General features: G+C 47.2%; 16 protein-coding genes and 1 rRNA gene (1 of these 17 cut by a window edge). All 17 read left to right on the forward strand.

Annotated elements, in window-relative coordinates; all coding sequences use genetic code 11:
- The first annotated feature begins 21 nt into the window (after positions 1–21).
- Positions 22–1,962 carry an ATP-dependent zinc metalloprotease FtsH gene (ftsH, locus tag K3F53_RS00635; protein ID WP_057897120.1) on the forward strand — a complete coding sequence of 647 codons (1,941 nt, stop codon included), beginning with the start codon at positions 22–24 and terminating at the stop codon, positions 1,960–1,962.
- A gap of 236 nt (positions 1,963–2,198) precedes the next feature.
- Positions 2,199–3,146 (forward strand): quinolinate synthase NadA, encoded by a 948-nt coding sequence (gene nadA, locus K3F53_RS00640; RefSeq protein WP_057897119.1) that lies wholly within the window; start codon positions 2,199–2,201, stop codon positions 3,144–3,146.
- Positions 3,147–3,179: 33 nt separating this feature from the next.
- Positions 3,180–4,805, forward strand: coding sequence for an L-aspartate oxidase (gene nadB, locus K3F53_RS00645; protein ID WP_057897118.1), 1,626 nt, complete (start codon positions 3,180–3,182; stop codon positions 4,803–4,805).
- Positions 4,792–5,646, forward strand: coding sequence for a carboxylating nicotinate-nucleotide diphosphorylase (gene nadC, locus K3F53_RS00650; protein WP_091261384.1), 855 nt, complete (start codon positions 4,792–4,794; stop codon positions 5,644–5,646). The genes nadB and nadC overlap by 14 nt, the downstream gene beginning before the upstream one ends.
- 11 nt (positions 5,647–5,657) lie before the next feature.
- The gene (locus K3F53_RS00655) at positions 5,658–6,425 is read left to right on the forward strand and encodes a type III pantothenate kinase (protein WP_057897116.1); all 768 of its coding nucleotides are present in this window, start codon (positions 5,658–5,660) and stop codon (positions 6,423–6,425) included.
- A 116-nt stretch (positions 6,426–6,541) separates the two neighbouring features.
- The gene (gene hslO, locus K3F53_RS00660; protein WP_057897115.1) at positions 6,542–7,417 is read left to right on the forward strand and encodes an Hsp33 family molecular chaperone HslO; all 876 of its coding nucleotides are present in this window, start codon (positions 6,542–6,544) and stop codon (positions 7,415–7,417) included.
- An 86-nt stretch (positions 7,418–7,503) separates the two neighbouring features.
- On the forward strand, positions 7,504–8,436 hold the full coding sequence (cysK, locus tag K3F53_RS00665; protein WP_057897114.1) for a cysteine synthase A: 933 nt from the start codon (positions 7,504–7,506) through the stop codon (positions 8,434–8,436).
- A gap of 180 nt (positions 8,437–8,616) precedes the next feature.
- The gene (locus tag K3F53_RS00670) at positions 8,617–10,035 is read left to right on the forward strand and encodes an anthranilate synthase component I family protein (protein WP_082706215.1); all 1,419 of its coding nucleotides are present in this window, start codon (positions 8,617–8,619) and stop codon (positions 10,033–10,035) included.
- On the forward strand, positions 10,032–10,655 hold the full coding sequence (gene pabA / locus K3F53_RS00675; protein ID WP_057897112.1) for an aminodeoxychorismate/anthranilate synthase component II: 624 nt from the start codon (positions 10,032–10,034) through the stop codon (positions 10,653–10,655). Before K3F53_RS00670 ends, pabA begins: the two co-directional genes overlap by 4 nt.
- Positions 10,639–11,484: an aminodeoxychorismate lyase gene (gene pabC / locus K3F53_RS00680; protein WP_057897111.1), complete on the forward strand. Its 846-nt coding sequence runs from the start codon at positions 10,639–10,641 to the stop codon at positions 11,482–11,484. The genes pabA and pabC overlap by 17 nt, the downstream gene beginning before the upstream one ends.
- Before the next feature lie 62 nt (positions 11,485–11,546).
- Positions 11,547–12,392, forward strand: a complete 846-nt coding sequence (folP, locus tag K3F53_RS00685) for a dihydropteroate synthase (protein WP_057897110.1) — start codon at positions 11,547–11,549, stop codon at positions 12,390–12,392.
- Between the two features lie 6 nt (positions 12,393–12,398).
- Complete coding sequence (gene folB / locus K3F53_RS00690) at positions 12,399–12,773, forward strand: dihydroneopterin aldolase (RefSeq protein WP_057897109.1); 375 nt, start codon at positions 12,399–12,401, stop codon at positions 12,771–12,773.
- Positions 12,766–13,302, forward strand: a complete 537-nt coding sequence (gene folK / locus K3F53_RS00695) for a 2-amino-4-hydroxy-6-hydroxymethyldihydropteridine diphosphokinase (protein ID WP_057897108.1) — start codon at positions 12,766–12,768, stop codon at positions 13,300–13,302. Before folB ends, folK begins: the two co-directional genes overlap by 8 nt.
- A 96-nt stretch (positions 13,303–13,398) precedes the next feature.
- Positions 13,399–14,469, forward strand: a complete 1,071-nt coding sequence (gene dusB, locus K3F53_RS00700) for a tRNA dihydrouridine synthase DusB (RefSeq protein ID WP_236781928.1) — start codon at positions 13,399–13,401, stop codon at positions 14,467–14,469.
- A gap of 181 nt (positions 14,470–14,650) precedes the next feature.
- The gene (gene greA / locus K3F53_RS00705) at positions 14,651–15,130 is read left to right on the forward strand and encodes a transcription elongation factor GreA (RefSeq protein ID WP_057897107.1); all 480 of its coding nucleotides are present in this window, start codon (positions 14,651–14,653) and stop codon (positions 15,128–15,130) included.
- A gap of 96 nt (positions 15,131–15,226) precedes the next feature.
- Positions 15,227–16,774, forward strand: coding sequence for a lysine--tRNA ligase (lysS, locus tag K3F53_RS00710; protein ID WP_082706133.1), 1,548 nt, complete (start codon positions 15,227–15,229; stop codon positions 16,772–16,774).
- Between the two features lie 445 nt (positions 16,775–17,219).
- Positions 17,220–17,874: ribosomal RNA gene (locus tag K3F53_RS00715) — 16S ribosomal RNA — on the forward strand; it runs 886 nt beyond the window's last position.

Consider the following 17,874-nt stretch of genomic DNA (forward strand, 5'->3'; position numbering starts at 1 on the left):
GAGCGCGAGAGGAGGTAAGGAATGAATCGGTTCTTCCGCAATACAGGATTTTATCTGCTAATTATTTTAGTAACGGTTGGAATCGTTAATTTTATTACCAACCAAGGTACGGATACATCAAAAATCCCGTATAACGAGTTCCGACAGTACCTGAATCAGGGCAAAGTGGCTGAGTTGCGGATACGTCCTGAACGGGGTACGTATTATATCGAGGGTAAGTTGAAGGACCAGACTATCTTCTATACAAACGGGCCTCTTTATGATAATGAGAAGTTGCTCCAGCAGATAGAAGAAGCAAATCTGGCTAAAGAAGAGTATCTTGAACAAAAGGGTGACTCTGTTTGGTTAACTTTTCTTACATCGATTATCCCTTTTGTTATTATTTTTATCCTGTTCTTCTTCCTGCTGAATCAGGCGCAGGGCGGCGGCAGCAGGGTTATGAACTTTGGCAAAAGCAAAGCCAAGTTATATAATGACGATAAGAAGAAGGTGACGTTTAACGACGTAGCCGGTGCGGATGAAGAAAAAGCCGAATTGGTCGAAGTTGTGGAATTCCTGAAAGATCCGCGCAAATTTGCGGCACTTGGAGCCCGTATTCCAAAAGGTGTGCTACTCGTCGGTCCTCCGGGTACCGGTAAAACATTGCTGGCTCGTGCGGTCGCAGGTGAAGCAGGTGTGCCGTTCTTTAGCATTAGCGGTTCGGACTTTGTGGAAATGTTCGTCGGTGTTGGCGCGTCCCGCGTACGTGACCTGTTTGAAAATGCGAAGAAAAACGCTCCATGTATTATTTTTATTGACGAGATTGATGCCGTTGGTCGTCAGCGCGGCGCAGGTCTCGGTGGTGGGCACGATGAGCGTGAACAGACGCTCAACCAGCTGCTTGTTGAGATGGATGGGTTTGGCGCGAATGAAGGAATTATTATCATCGCTGCGACGAACCGTCCTGATATTCTTGATCCAGCGCTGCTTCGCCCAGGGCGTTTTGACCGCCAGATTACGGTGGATCGTCCAGATGTGAAGGGACGAGAAGAAGTATTGAAAGTCCATGCACGTAACAAGCCGTTAGCGGAAGGCGTCGATTTGGATGTTATCGCTCGTCGCACACCTGGCTTTACGGGCGCGGATCTTGAAAACTTACTCAATGAGGCGGCGTTGCTTGCAGCGCGGCGCAATAAGCGGAAAATCGAGATGACTGAAATCGACGAAGCTATTGACCGTGTTATTGCGGGTCCGGCGAAGAAATCCCGCGTGATTAGCGAAGATGAAAAAAGGCTTGTGGCTTACCATGAAGCTGGTCATACAATTTGTGGTTACTTTTTGAAACATGCCGATATGGTTCACAAGGTAACCATTATTCCGCGTGGTAGCGCGGGCGGGTATACTGTTATGCTTCCTAAGGAAGACCGGTACTTTGCTACGAAAACGGAATTGCTTGATAAAATTGTTGGTTTGCTTGGCGGTCGTGTAGCGGAAGAACTAGTGCTGAAAGAAATTAGCACTGGTGCACACAACGATTTTGAACGTGCAACAAACATCGCACGTCGTATGGTTATGGAGTTCGGCATGAGCGCGAACCTTGGTCCGATGCAGTTCGGCCAGAGTCAAGGCCAAGTGTTTCTGGGTCGCGACTTTGGTCATGAACAGAATTACAGCGACGAAACAGCGCGTCAAATCGACCAGGAAATTCAAAACATTATCCGTGATTGCCATCAACGTTGCACTGATTTGCTAACGGAGCATATGGATAAGCTGGAAGCGGTCGCGCAGGCATTGCTTAAACACGAAACGCTAGATGCAGAGCAAATCAAGAGCATCATTGAAACTGGCTCCATCGATGGTGATGTTGGCGAGGTAAAAGAAACGACGACTGGTGATGTAAAGGTGCAAATCACCGGAAAATCGGAAAATATGGCCCAGGCACCGGGAATTGACACAGAAAGAAGAGACGAAACTGATACGTAGGAATAGAGAAGCCTTCTCAATAAGTGGGAAGGCTTTTTGTTTTTATCGATTTGTCTTATTAAAATCAGGTGCAAACCTGTGAAATCATTGCCATACATTTCTTTTTTACGGGCGCTTTTGATTTTTGGATTTCTTTTGGGTGTGTACAATTTTTCAGTTTAACGGTATCATACAGGTATTCAGTTGCCCGGAAGGCACATATCATTTAAGGATTCTCATGGAGGTTGCTCAAATTGATGGAAGCGTTAGCTTTAGCGAAGAAAGAACAGCGTAACCAAGAGCTGCGGGAAAAGATTATGCGTCTGAAAAAGGAACGAAACGCCATTATTCTGGCCCACTACTATCAGCGCCCGGAAATTCAGGAAATTGCGGATTTTCTGGGAGATTCTTTCGGGCTTGCGCAGAAAGCGGCAACAACGGATGCAGATGTGATTGTATTTTGCGGTGTTCATTTCATGGGTGAAAGCGCTAAAATCCTTAATATGGAAAAAGTTGTCCTGATTCCTGATGAGCGCGCAGGCTGTCCGATGGCTGACATGGTAAACGTAAACGGACTGAGAAAATTGAAAGCCCAGCACCCAAATGCAAAGGTTGTGGCTTATATTAATACTTCGGCCGATGTCAAAGCGGAAACAGACATTTGTTGTACATCTTCGAACGCGAGGAATGTTATCCAATCGATCGATGCAGAGGAAATTATTTGGGTGCCGGATAAAAATCTTGGACATTGGGTTTCCCAGTTCACCGATAAGAAAATGATTATCTGGGAAGGATACTGCAATACACATGACCAGTTGACAGTAGAAGACGTTTTAAAGCTAAAAGAAGAGCATCCGGACGCCCAATTCGTTGTTCATCCGGAATGCCGTCCGGAAGTTGTGGCGCTTGGGGATTTTGTTGGCAGCACAACGGGTATTCTTAAATATTGTCGTGAAACAAATCACAAGAAGTTTATTGTGGGTACAGAAGATGGAGTAGGTTATAAATTGCGTCTGGATAGCCCGGATAAAGAGTTTATCTTTGCTTCAAAATATCTTGTTTGCCCGAACATGAAGGTCAACAACCTAAAGAAAATTGCGGATTGTCTTGAAACTATGCAGCCGCAGATTCATGTGCCCGAAGAAATCGCAGAGAAAGCACGCTTGTCTTTGGAGCGAATGCTGGCTGTTGAAGCCGTGCAATAAGCGGCTTAGCCAGGAAAGAAGGATTGAAGCGAGATGGTGCCACGCTATGTCATTGATTTTAAGCTAACCGAACTTGAAACGTATAAAACGGATGTTTTAGTGATAGGCTCGGGTATTGCCGGGCTTTATACTGCTTTGAAAGTCAGCGAACAATGTGATGTAATTTTGCTCAGTAAAACGGATTTAATGCAGAGCAACACTCGTTATGCGCAGGGCGGTATCGCGGCGGTTACGGCAGAGACGGATTCGCCGGAACTGCACCGGCAGGACACGCTAATCGCCGGGGCCGGCATTTGTTCGAACGAGGCCGTCGAAGTCCTGGTTCATGAAGGTCCTTCCTGCATTGAGGATTTAATTGAATATGGGACAAAGTTCGATAAGGAAGATGGCGCCCTCGCTCTGACGAAAGAGGGCGCCCACAGTCGACGACGCATCCTTCACGCACAGGGCGACGCCACAGGCGCGGAAATTGTGCGAGCGCTTTCGGAACGTGCGCGGGAAAACAAACGGATTACTATCTGGGAAAATCATTTCACGTATGATTTAGTAACCCATCAGGGCGAATGTACTGGAGCACTTGTGCGTAAACCGGATGGAAGCACTATATATGTACGAGCGAACGCAACGGTACTTGCAACTGGAGGAGCCGGGCAGCTTTATCGCTATACCACCAACCCGGAAATTGCCACGGGTGACGGACTGGCCATAGCATATCGGGCTGGAGCCTATATTAAAGATGTGGAATTTATCCAGTTTCATCCGACTGCTTTATGCTATCCAGGCGCTCCTCGTTTTCTTATCTCCGAAGCGGTGCGAGGTGAGGGAGCAGTCCTGCGCAATATGAAAGGGGAGCGCTTTATGGAAAAATATCATTCTCTTAAGGAGTTGGCGCCCCGGGACATTGTCGCGCGCGCAATAGTGTCTGAAATGGAATCAACCGGTTCAACGTTTGTTTACTTGGATATTACCCATGAATCGGAAGAGCGAATCAAGCATCGTTTTCCTAACATTTACAAAGTTTGCTTGCGCTATGGCCTTGATATGGTTACAGATTGGATTCCGGTTGCACCTGCCGCCCATTATATTATGGGGGGAATTAAAACCGATTTGTATGGTGAAACCGCGACAAAGAGGCTTTTCGCCTGCGGGGAGGTGTCCTGTACCGGGGTGCATGGCGCGAATCGTCTGGCGAGCAATTCTCTAGCGGAAGCGCTTGTGTTTGGAAGGCGTATTGCTGAGCGGATAAAAACGATGCCGGATATTGGAAATGAGGTTCCTGCCATTTCTTTTTCACTAATGCGCCAGCAGACAATGAGCAGCGATACGATAATGGAGCGTAAGCTTCGTTTGCAAAAACTCATGCTAACGCATGTCGGCCTAAAACGAAATGAAAAAGGATTAACGAAGGCAGTGCGTGAGCTTGAACGTTATGTAAAGGCGTTTCGTATGAAGATAGACAGACCGGAAGAAGCAGAATATTTGAATCTGTTGACATGCGCCTGTTTGGTCGCAAACGCAGCGTTGCTCAGAGAAGAGAGTCGGGGAGGACATTATCGGGAAGACTTCCCGAAGCGGGATGATCTCGTATGGCGCAAACATATTGTACAGTCGATTGAAGATGGGGTTTTAGAGGAGCGAAACACGAATGAAAATGAATGAGCGATTGCTGGACAGGCAAATTGAATTGTGGCTTGAAGAAGATATCGGGTTTGGAGATGTGACCAGCCTTTCGACCGTGCCGGATGAACTGGAGGGAGTCGGCATTCTGTATGCAAAACAGGAAGGAGTGATCGCCGGCCTTGAAGTGGCGGCCCGTGTATTTGCTTGTGTAGATTCCTCGCTTGTATTTTCGCCAAAAGTAGCGGAAGGCTCTTTTGTTGGGAAAGGAGCGGTGATTGCGCAAGTGGAAGGGCGCGTCCAAAGCATTCTGAGCGGAGAACGTCTTGCGCTGAATCTGTTGCAGCGCCTCTCGGGTATTGCTACTGTTACCCGGAAGTATGTGGAAGTGGCGCGGACTGCAAGTGAAAAAGTTCGTATTGTTGACACACGTAAAACGACGCCAGGTCTGCGTATGCTGGAGAAATATGCGGTTGCAGTCGGCGGTGGACATAACCACCGTCTCGGCTTGTTCGACGCAGTCATGATTAAAGATAATCATATTAAGGCAGCGGGTGGCATTGGCCCAGCAGTTGAGCGCGCACGGGCGGCGGTTTCCCATACCATGCGTATTGAGGTGGAAGTGGAAACGTTGGAGCAGCTGGAAGAGGCGATTAAGGCGAAGCCCGATATTATCATGCTGGATAATATGGAGCCGGAGATGATGAAAGAAGCTGTGCGCCGCATTAATGGACGAATAATTGTTGAAGCTTCCGGAGGTGTCAATTTAGACACGGTGGCTGAGATTGCAGCAACCGGCGTCGATGTCATTTCGGTGGGAAGCCTGACACATTCCGTTTCGGCGCTTGATATTAGTCTTGACTTAAACGAAAGAAAACGATAGGCAGGGATACGATGTTATTTGTTATTGATGTAGGAAATACGAACATTGTGCTTGGCGTTTATGAAGGTGACGAATTAAAGCATAATTGGCGCATCGGCACTGACCGGAGTAAGACAGACGACGAATTCGGCATACTAATTAAAAGCTTGTTCGCTGACAAGGGTCTTACGTTTGGTGATATTGAAGGCATTATTATTTCATCGGTAGTTCCGCCGCTCATGTTCCCGCTGGAGAAAATGTGCCAGAAATATTTTAACATCAAGCCGATGGTCATTGGCCCTGGTTTGAAAACAGGTTTGAACATTAAAACCGATAATCCTCGGGAAGTGGGAGCAGATCGAATCGTGAATGCGGTAGCGGCTATTCATTACTACGGCACTCCTTTAATAGTCGTTGATTTCGGTACAGCTACTACATTTTGCTTTATCGACGAAGAGGGTGGATATCATGGTGGAGCGATTGCTCCCGGTATCGGCATTTCCACGGAGGCGCTATACAGCCGTGCCTCCAAGCTGCCGCGTATCGAACTTGTTAAGCCGCCGAGCGTTATTGGACGCAATACGATTCATGCAATGCAGTCTGGGATTATCTATGGATTTGTTGGCCAGGTGGACGAGCTTGTGCGTCGAATGAAGCAGGAGTCTGTGAAGACGCCAAAAGTAATTGCGACAGGTGGGTTGGCTGAACTTATTGGCAGCGAATCGAACGAGATCGATGTTGTTGACCCATGGCTAACGATCAAAGGTTTGCAGCTTATTTATAATCGCAATAAAAAATAGGAGAAAGGCGGGCTTGTGCCGCCTTTCTCGTTTTTGCGGCCTGTGGGTATTGTGGTAAACTAGTTTTTGTAAGTACGGGCATAACCCGTTATTTTAAGGAAGAAAGAGGCTAGAAGATGAAAGATTATTTAATCCGAGGAATGGCATATGATGGTCATGTCCGTGCGTTTGCAGTACGCACTACAGATACAATGAGAGAAATCCAAAAACGCCTGGATACGTGGCCGATTGTCAGTGCAGCGCTTGGGCGCACGGTGTCGGCGGCCGCGATGATGGGAGCGATGCTGAAAGGCGACGAGCGCTTGACGGTTATCGTACGTGGGAATGGCCCGGTCGGCCAAATTGTAGCGGATGCCAACGCCAGAGGTGAAGTGCGTGGCTACGTTCACAACCCGCATGTGCACTACGATGAGAAAAATGCACAGGGCAAGTTGGATGTGCGTCGCGTGGTCGGAACGGAAGGCAGTATTATTGTGACGAAGGATTTAGGTTTAAAAGAGCCATATCAGGGTACGAGTCCTATTGTATCCGGAGAAATCGGCGAAGATATTACGTATTACCTGACTGTCTCTGAGCAGGTACCATCTGCGGTTGGTGTAGGCGTCCTAGTAAATCCGAATAACACCATTAAAGCATCCGGTGGTTTTATTATTCAGCTTATGCCTAATACACCAGAATCTATTATTGAAAAGCTGGAGCAGAAGCTCGCTGTTGTCCGCCCCGTTTCTACTATGATTGATGAAGGGATGGCGCCGGAAGAAATTTTGAAAGAAGTACTGGGCGCAGATTTTATGGTATTGAATAAGATTGATATCGTATTTAGCTGTCATTGTTCGCTTGAGCGAGTACAGAGAGCACTTATTAGTCTAGGCAAGGAAGAGCTGGACGCGATGATTAATGAACAGGGTGAAGCGGAGATTACATGTCATTTTTGCAATGAAAAATACCATTTAAACAAAGAAGATTTAGAAAATCTTCGTGCAAACCTGTAGAGGACAATTGACGCTTTCATAGTTCGATTGGTATAATATAAATAAAACCTATTTACTTGGTAGGAATTCGGTGAGGAGGATTTCCGATGCGGGTAGCTCAATCTATTACTGACTTAATCGGATATACACCTTTGGTAAAGCTAAATCGAGTGACGGAAGCGGATGAGGCGAATATTTATTTAAAATTAGAGTTTTTCAATCCTGGAAGCAGCGTGAAGGATCGAATTGCTTTAGCGATGATTGAAGCCGCAGAAAGAGAAGGCGTGTTAAAAGAAGGTATGACGATTGTTGAACCTACGAGCGGTAACACGGGAATCGGCCTAGCGATGGTGGCGGCAGCAAAAGGGTATCGTGCATTGCTTGTTATGCCGGATACGATGAGCATGGAGCGGCGCAATCTGCTCCGTGCGTATGGTGCGGAGTTGGTATTGACGCCTGGAGCGGAAGGAATGGGCGGCGCTATCCGTAAAGCGGAAGAACTTGTCCGTGAAAACGATGATTACTTTATGCCTCAGCAGTTCAAAAACCCGGCCAATCCACAAATCCATCGGGAGACGACGGGAAAAGAACTGTTGGAACAGGCTGAGCAAATCGGTGGCGTACACGCGTTTATTTCTGGCGTAGGCACAGGCGGAACAATTACCGGAGCCGGTCAGGTGCTAAGAGAAAAGTACCCTGACGTTCATATCGTAGCCGTGGAACCGGCAGCATCACCTGTATTATCCGGTGGCAAGCCGGGACCGCATAAAATCCAGGGGATCGGGGCCGGTTTCATTCCAGATACATTGGATACGGATATTTATGATGAAATTATTAAAGTAGAAAACGAAGAAGCATTTGCCATGGCCCGTCTTGTGGCGAGAAAAGAAGGCATTCTTGGCGGTATCTCTTCCGGCGCGGCGATTCATGCAGCCAAGAAAGTCGCCAAAAAATTGGGGCCGGGCAAGAATGTGATCGCCATTATCCCGAGCAACGGTGAAAGATATTTAAGTACCCCTCTTTATCAATTTGATGAGTAATGAGTATAATAAAAAGCGTAAGCTCTTGTCCTCTTGGCGGCAAGGGCTTGTTTTGTGCAAGGGAAAATAGACGGAGGGACGCGAGTGAAGCGAGCAGAAGATTGGGTCAACGAATGGCTGGAACGATACGAGCGAGTGCCGTTCTGGCGGAAAGTAAAATGGGAAAATGAAAGTCCTTGGATGTTGTATAAACAATTGCGTGCGAACAGCGAATATGCATTTATTTTGGAGAGTGGCCGAAATGGTCGTTACACGTATGTAGGAGCGAATCCGACTGCGGTCCTGGCGTATAAAAACGGGCAGGTAAGCGAGAACGGTACCTCTTTTGCGCCGGTTGTGTCTGATCCGATGACGTTTGTGCGGCGCTGGATGGGTCATGAGTTTTCTCCGGCCGCAGAGGAAACGGCACAGGTGGGACTGCCGGAGTGGATAGGAGGAGCGGTAGGTTATATCAGCTACGATACGGGCCGCTATTATGAAAACTTGCCTTGCATAGCAAAAGATGATTTGCGGCTTCCTGATGTGTATCTTATGATGATGGAGGAAGTATATGCATTTGATCATGAAGCGCGGGAAATCACCGTTATAGTTTACATTGGATCGAAAGCGAAACTTCACGGTTTGGATGAGGGAGCGGAGCGCCTGAAAAGCATGCTGGATGTTCTTGCGGACTTGCCCGTCGGCCCGGGAGAGAATGCGCTTCTGGAAGGTTTGGAAGGAGCGCCACTCGGTAACCTTTCTACTTCGTTTGATCAGGCCGGGTTTGAAGAAGCAGTCAGACGGGTGCAGGAGTATATTGCGGCTGGAGACGTTTTTCAGGTCAATCTCTCCGTTCGGCAAACAGGGACGACGGAATGTGGAGCGGAAGAGATTTACGAAGTGTTGCGCGCCATCAATCCTTCGCCGTACATGGGTTTGCTTCGGTTTCCGGAGTTTCAGCTTGTGTCCGCTTCGCCGGAGCTTTTACTTCGCATTAAGGATAAGACGTTGAGCACACGTCCAATCGCCGGCACGCGCCGCCGCGGCCGGAATGCAGAAGAGGACGCCGCGCTTGTCCGCGAATTGCTGGATAACGAAAAAGAAGTTGCTGAGCATATTATGCTTGTTGACTTGGAGCGGAATGACCTAGGGCGTGTAAGTCGGTTTGGTTCGGTGCATGTGGACGAACTAATGGTAGTGGAGAAATATTCGCATGTCATGCATATTGTTTCTAATGTCAAAAGCGAATTGGACGAGAATAAGGATATGTATGACGCGGTTATTGCTGCGTTTCCGGGTGGGACGATTACTGGCGCGCCAAAAGTGCGGACGATGGAAATCATTGAGGAGCTTGAACCCGTTACGCGTGGGCCGTATACCGGTTCAATATGTGCGTTCGGCTTCGACGGCAATGCGGTTTGCAATATCATCATTCGTACGATGATTTTGAAAGATGGGCAGGCGCACGTGCAGGCGGGCGCAGGAATAGTGATTGACTCCGTGCCAAAAGCAGAGTATTATGAATCATTAAAGAAGGCGGAAGCATTGTGGAAGGCGCTTTCTTTGGCAGAAGCGAAAAGAAGAGTCGAGAAGAGGAAAAGAGAGGAGAGTCGAGCATGATTTTAATGATTGACAACTATGATTCGTTTACGTACAACCTGGTTCAGTATCTAGGAGAACTGGGAGAGGAATTGCAGGTCGTACGCAATGATCGCATTACTTGCGAGGAGATTGCGGAATTGTCTCCTTCCTACCTGATGATTTCACCTGGGCCATGCACGCCGAACGAAGCGGGTATTAGCTTGGAAGCAATTAAGCGCTTTGCAGGAAGCATCCCGATTTTTGGCGTATGCCTAGGCCATCAGTCCATCGCCCAAGTTTTTGGAGGGCGTGTCATTCGTGCGGAGCGTCTTATGCACGGGAAAACATCGGACGTATACCATAATGGGGAAGGAATTTTTGCCGGATTACCTTCACCGTTCAAAGCGACTCGCTACCATTCGCTGATTGTGGAGCGGGAGACGTTGCCGAATTGTCTAGAAGTTACGGCTGAAACGGCGGAAGGAGAGATTATGGCGCTTCGTCACCGTAGGTTGCCAGTAGAGGGAGTACAGTTTCATCCGGAGTCGATTATGACCGAGCACGGAAAGCAGCTGTTGCGCAATTTTTTGACGCGCTACGCTTCCTCGCGAGATATAGAAAATAAAAAGGAGCGGACCGACTGTGAAAGTTTTTCTTGACGGGCGCATTGTAGACGCTGAAAAAGCTGTGATCTCGCCGTTTGATCACGGCTTTCTTTATGGTCTTGGTTTATTTGAGACAATGCGGGTATACGGAGGGCATATTGCACTTTTAGAAAAACATTACGAACGTTTGCGAAAGGCAGCAGAAGAGCTGGGAATTGTGGTCACAATGACGCGCGAAGAGTTGCGCTTCGCCATTTTGCAGACGTTAAGTGCCAATGGTTTGGAAAATGCGTATGTTCGGGTAGATTTGACGGCCGGGGACAAGGGGCTTGGTGCGTATGCCGGGATTTACGATGAGCCGCGCTGGCTTATTTTCGCCAAGCCGCTGCCGGATTTTCCGTCGTCTTTGTATGAAAAGGGGAAAAGGTTGCAAATTCTGACGCGTCCGCGCAATTCTCCTGAAGGGGAATGGCGGTTTAAATCGCATCATTACATGAATAATCGTTTCGGTAAAATGGAAATTGGGAATGATCCGAACGTAGAAGGACTGTTTTTGACAGAAAGCGGCTGTATCGCTGAAGGTATTGTGTCTAATGTATTTTTCGTTTCGGAAGATACCCTTTATACACCGGACGTAAAAACCGGGATTCTGCCTGGAACAAGACGTGAGTTTGTGATGGAGTTGGCCGAAGAATGTGGGATTGCTGTTCGGGAAGGATGGTATTATATTGAGCATTTAATGGTTGCTGATGAAGTTTTTATTACGAACGCGATTCAAGAGATTGTTCCGATTCATGCTGTAAATGAGAAAACGATCGGAGAGGGAACAATAGGGGCGGTAACCAGGCAATTGCTCGAATTGTACCGCCAGCGTATTATTTAGTTTGCTAAATCAACAAGAAAAACTGTGACGGGATATTTTGAAAAAGAAGAGAGGGGAAAAAGATGCGGCGATTGCAACCGATACAGGCTGGACGCTATGAACTGCCTGTTCACCAGCGTACGCTGGTCATGGGAATTCTTAACGTAACACCGGATTCTTTTTCGGATGGTGGTCATTATCAAACGGTTGAAAAGGCGCTGGCCCATGCTAGGAAAATGGTGGAAGACGGCGCAGATATTATTGATGTAGGGGGGGAATCAACACGTCCTGGGCACGATCCAGTCAGTGCCGAGGAAGAACTGGAACGGGTGATTCCGGTTATTGAAAGGTTATCGCGTGAACTTGATGTTCCGTTGTCGATCGATACATACAAAGCCCAGGTGGCACGTCAGGCGATAGAAGCCGGAGCTCACATTATCAACGATGTTTGGGGAGGCAAGGCGGATCCGCGCATGCCCGAAGTAATGGCTGAAATGGACGTGCCTGTGATTTTGATGCATAACCGTGATAATACAGATTATGTTGCGTTTATTGATGACGTATTGCGGGATATGGAAGAATGCATTGACTTAGTTAAAGCAGCTGGGGTAAAGGATAACAAAATTATTCTTGATCCTGGCATTGGGTTTGCTAAGAATTACGAACAAAATTTGGAAATGATGTATCATCTGGACAAATTAACCGCGCTGAATTATCCTGTGTTGCTTGGGACTTCGCGCAAGTCATTTATTGGCCGTGCGCTTGGCGATTTGCCGGTATTGGAGCGCATGGAAGGAACCGCGGCAACAGTGGCGCTTGGTATTGAGCGCGGTTGTTGTATGGTCCGCGTCCATGACGTAAAACCAATCGCACGTGTATGCCGGATGATGGATGCAATGCTTTTTGGCTGGCAGCAGGGGAAGGAGTAAAGAGCTATGGATAAAATTTTGTTTAATAGAATGGAGTTTTGGGGCTACCACGGTGCCTTTAAGGAAGAGAACAAACTTGGACAGCGCTTCTTTGTCGATTTGGAATTGTATCTTGATCTGTCAAAAGCGGGACACAGTGATAAACTGGAAGATACCATAAATTACTCTGACATTTATCAAACAACGCAGCAGGTTGTTGAGAAAGAAAAGTATGAGCTGGTGGAGGCTGTTGCTGAACGTTTAGCAGCCAAAATTCTTGACAGCTATCCTCTGATTGAAGAAATTCTTGTTCGCGTAACGAAGCCGAACCCACCGATTCCCGGACATTATGAGTCTGTGGCGATAGAAATTAAACGCAGACAGGCGAAAAATAATGAGTAGACAGTCAACACAGGTTTTTCTGGGGCTTGGTTCCAACATTGGCGACAGAGAAAAGTTATTGATTTGTGCTATTCGTATGCTTGATGCTGTACCAGGTATAAAGGTTACGTGCGTGTCTTCCTTATATGAGACTGACCCGGTCGGGTATACGGAACAAGACACGTTTTTAAACCTTGTCGTAGAGATCGAAACAACATTATCTCCGGCTGTACTCCTGGCAAACACGCAGCAGATTGAAGCGGAATTGGGCCGTGTTCGCACGATTCGCTGGGGGCCGCGAACGCTTGACATCGATATTCTTTTGTATGGAAAGCAGTGGATAAGGGATAAAGGATTGGAAATCCCTCACCCGCGCATGTTGGAACGAGCATTCGTTATTGTTCCGCTTGCCGAAATTGCGCCTGAAATTGAAATTCCTTATAAGCAGGATGAGTGTATTCGGTTTTTTCAAGTAAAAGAAGTTGAACCTTATACGCAGGGTAGGGAGGGCGTTCGGAAGTTGAAAAGGCTCGGTTGGAAAAAGATATAAATTAACTGGAAAGATGAAAACAGTTGAAATCAAATGAGCCTATGATAAAATAGTGGAATAATTAACGGCGTTTTTTCCTATGTAGGAGAACGGGTTATGTTTTTATACAAAGTATATGTGGAAGGTGGAAGTATGGCTAACCTTAGAATTGGTAATGTCGAACTCAAGAACAACGTAGTGCTTGCCCCCATGGCCGGCGTATGCAATCCGGCATTTCGCCTGATTGCCAAAGAGTTCGGTGCGGGACTTGTATGTGCTGAGATGGTTAGCGATAAAGGGATTGTTCATGGCAATAAGAAGACGATGGAGATGTTGTACGTAGATGAGAGGGAAAAGCCGTTAAGCCTGCAAATTTTTGGCGGGGACAAAGACACGCTAGTAGAAGCGGCCAAGTATGTCGATAAACATACGAACGCCGATATTATTGATATAAACATGGGATGCCCAGTTCCTAAAATCGTAAACTGTGATGCGGGAGCACGTTGGCTGCTAAATCCGAATAAGATAGAAGAGATGGTTTCCGCCGTCGTGGAAAGCGTTTCGAAGCCGGTAACGGTTAAAATGCGCATCGGCTGGGACGAAGATCATATTTATGTGGTAGAAAATGCGAAAGCGGTAGAGCGCGGTGGAGGTAAAGCCATTACCATACATGGTAGAACGCGCGTGCAGATGTATCAGGGCAAGGCAAACTGGGATTATATCCGTCAGGCCAAGGAAGCGGTCAGCATTCCGGTGATCGGAAACGGAGATGTTATGACTCCGGAGGACGCGAAGCGGATGATTGACGAAACAGGCTGTGACGGTGTTATGATTGGTCGTGCGGCGCTGGGGAATCCGTGGATGCTTTACCGGACGGTGGAATACTTGACCAAAGGCGAGCTGCCGCCTGAGCCGACACCGCGCGAGAAAATTAATATTGCGCTTCTGCACCTTGATCGTCTCATTAAGGTTAAAGGTGAAAAAGTTGGTGTGCTGGAGATGCGTAAACATGCAGCTTGGTATTTAAAAGGCTTGCCAGCATCGGCGCAGGTTCGCGATGAAGTCAACGTGCAGGAAACACGTGAAGGAATGGCGAATGTCTTATTATCCTATCTGGAACGAATTGAGGCGAGAGTCGCCGAACGTGCGGCGAAACAGCAGGAAGAGAAGGTAGAAGCAGTTCACTAAATGTAATTTGACATTCGCAGGGGACTACCATATAATACCTTCATATCTGCATACCGGACTGCCAGTGTTTCACTGGCAGTTTCATAATATATCAACCATTTGCATAAAAAATACAGTTTTATCATACACTCTACGATACATTAGCTATAGGAAAAGAATAGAAGTATGGGGGAATGCCAAGATGTCGGAAAAAGAAGTAATCCTAACAGCTGCGGGTTTGCAAAAGCTTGAAGAGGAATTGGAACAATTGAAAACGGTAAAACGACGTGAAGTTGCGCAACGCATCAAGGAGGCAATCAGCTATGGGGATCTCTCTGAGAACTCCGAGTATGAGGAAGCGAAAAATGAACAGGCTTTTATTGAAGGGCGTATCATTACGCTTGAAAAAATGCTTCGCAATGCCCGCGTAATCTCCGGCGATGAATTGGATACCGGTATTGTTAATGTCGGTTCTACCGTAAAAGTAAGAGATCTTGAATTTGATGAAATTATGGAGTTTAAAATTGTTGGTTCCGCGGAATCCGATCCGACGCAGAACAAAATTTCTAATGAATCTCCCGTGGGGCTGGCGCTGTTGGGTAAATCCAAAGGCTCCATTGTTGACGTAAATGTTCCCGCAGGCGTTGTACGCTATGAGATTCTTGATATTAAAGTCGATTAATGTTGTGTTTGCCAAGCTCCTTCGATTTCGTGGGAGCTTTTAGCTGGTTTTAGGCTATAGATGAAAGTAAAAGGTTTCGAGGAGTTGAACGCAGGAATGTCCCGACACGAAGAATTAAGCGAACTAGAGCAAATTCGGCGAGAGAAGTTGCATACATTGCGCGAAAACGGAATTGATCCGTTTGGCAAGAAGTATGAGCGTTCTCATTCTGCTAAACAAATTCTTGATCAATATGGTAATTTGGAAAAAGAAGTCCTGGACGAGAAAGCAATTGAAGTGTCGATTGCAGGGCGGATGATGGCGAAACGTGGTCAGGGAAAAGCAGGTTTCGCACATTTGCAGGATCAAAGCGGCCGCATCCAGATTTATGTACGTCAGGATCAGGTTGGAGAGAAAATGTATGATATGTTTAAGCTTTGCGATATTGGTGATATTCTGGGTGTGAAAGGCGTTATTTTCAAAACGAAAACTGGCGAGACGAGCGTGAAAGCGAAGGAAGTTACGCTTTTGAGCAAATCCCTGCGCCCTTTACCAGAGAAGTTCCACGGTTTGAAAGATGTAGAAACTCGCTACCGCAAACGTTACTTGGATTTGATCATGAATCCAAACGTAAAAGATACATTTATCGCCCGCAGCTTGATTTTGCAGTCCATGCGCCGGTATCTTGACGAACGTGGATATCTGGAAGTGGAAACGCCAACGATGCATAGCATTCCAGGCGGTGCAGCTGCGCGTCCTTTTATTACTTATCATAACGCGCTTGATATGCGCCTTTATATGCGTATCGCTACTGAGCTGCATCTGAAGCGTTTAATTGTAGGCGGTTTGGAGAAAGTATACGAAATCGGACGTATTTTTCGTAACGAGGGAATTTCTACCCGTCACAACCCGGAATTTACTTCGATCGAGTTATATGAAGCGTACGTTGATTATAAAGATATTATGTGCTTAACGGAAGATTTAATTGCTCATATCGCGAAAGATGTATTCGGCACGACGGTATTCCATTATCAGGGACATGAAGTGGACTTGCAGCCGCAATGGAAGAGGATCCATATGGTTGATGCTATCAAGGAGATAACCGGTGTTGATTTCTGGCCGCAGATGAGCGATGAAGAGGCGATTGAATTGGCGAAGAAGCATAATGTTCCTGTGCCTCCGGGAGCTAAGTATGGTCATATCGTCAACGAATTCTTTGAGCAGTTTGTCGAAGAGACGTTAATCCAGCCAACATTCGTGTACGGACATCCGGTTGAAATTTCTCCGCTTGCGAAGAAAAACGAAGAAGATCCACGGTTTACGGATCGCTTCGAACTGTTTATCGTGGGTCGTGAGCATGCGAACGCGTTTACCGAGTTGAACGATCCGATTGACCAGCGGCAACGCTTTGAAGCTCAGCTTCGTGAACGGGAAGCAGGAAATGATGAAGCACATATGATGGATGAAGACTTCTTAGAGGCTCTTGAGTATGGCATGCCGCCAACAGGTGGTCTTGGAATCGGAATTGACCGGCTTGTAATGCTGCTGACAGATTCTCCATCGATCCGCGATGTATTGCTTTTCCCGCTGATGCGTGAGCGTTCAACTGGAGAACAAAACACAGATGAGGAAACGATGGGCGAGGAAATGGGAGAAGAAGTATAAGAGCATGCTACGGATTAGGACAGGCTTTTGCCTGTCCTGCTTTTGTTTTTTTTGAGGAAGACCATTACAGATTTTTTGCTGTAAAATAATTTATGTGTATAAAATTTCTATTGCTAAAAAAATAATGTCGTGATATATTTAAAAGGTTCGTTTCTGTAGAGAAAATTGCTTGATGAATGAATAGGCAAAACATAACAAATTAATTAAAAAAGTTGTTGACAAGGAATCTTAGTTGTAATAAAATAAAAAAGTCGCCGCTGAAATGCGGTGAAAATGAAAAAGAAGTTCCTTGAAAACTGAACAGTGACACTCGTTTGTGTGCGAGGTAAATATCCCATGAAAGTGAAGGTCAGCTTCAAAGTTGATTTCAGGCACTTTTGTGGGGCCCGAAAAACATTCTTTACTTTATTAGCTAGCTTACGAGCTTGCGTATCAATCTTCAACTTTTTTGGAGAGTTTGATCCTGGCTCAGGACGAACGCTGGCGGCGTGCCTAATACATGCAAGTCGAGCGAACCGATGGAGTGCTTGCATTCCTGAGGTTAGCGGCGGACGGGTGAGTAACACGTAGGCAACCTGCCTGTACGACCGGGATAACTCCGGGAAACCGGAGCTAATACCGGATAGGATGCCGAACCGCATGGTTCGGCATGGAAAGGCCTTTGAGCCGCGTACAGATGGGCCTGCGGCGCATTAGCTAGTTGGTGGGGTAACGGCCTACCAAGGCGACGATGCGTAGCCGACCTGAGAGGGTGAACGGCCACACTGGGACTGAGACACGGCCCAGACTCCTACGGGAGGCAGCAGTAGGGAATCTTCCGCAATGGACGAAAGTCTGACGGAGCAACGCCGCGTGAGTGAGGAAGGTCTTCGGATCGTAAAACTCTGTTGTCAGGGAAGAACCGCCGGGATGACCTCCCGGTCTGACGGTACCTGACGAGAAAGCCCCGGCTAACTACGTGCCAGCAGCCGCGGTAATACGTAGGGGGCAAGCGTTGTCCGGAATTATTGGGCGTAAAGCGCGCGCAGGCGGCTTCTTAAGTCAGGTGTGAAAGCCCACGGCTCAACCGTGGAGGGCCATCTGAAACTGGGGAGCTTGAG

Source organism: Aneurinibacillus thermoaerophilus (assembly GCF_019603355.1).
GTDB lineage: Bacteria > Bacillota > Bacilli > Aneurinibacillales > Aneurinibacillaceae > Aneurinibacillus > Aneurinibacillus thermoaerophilus.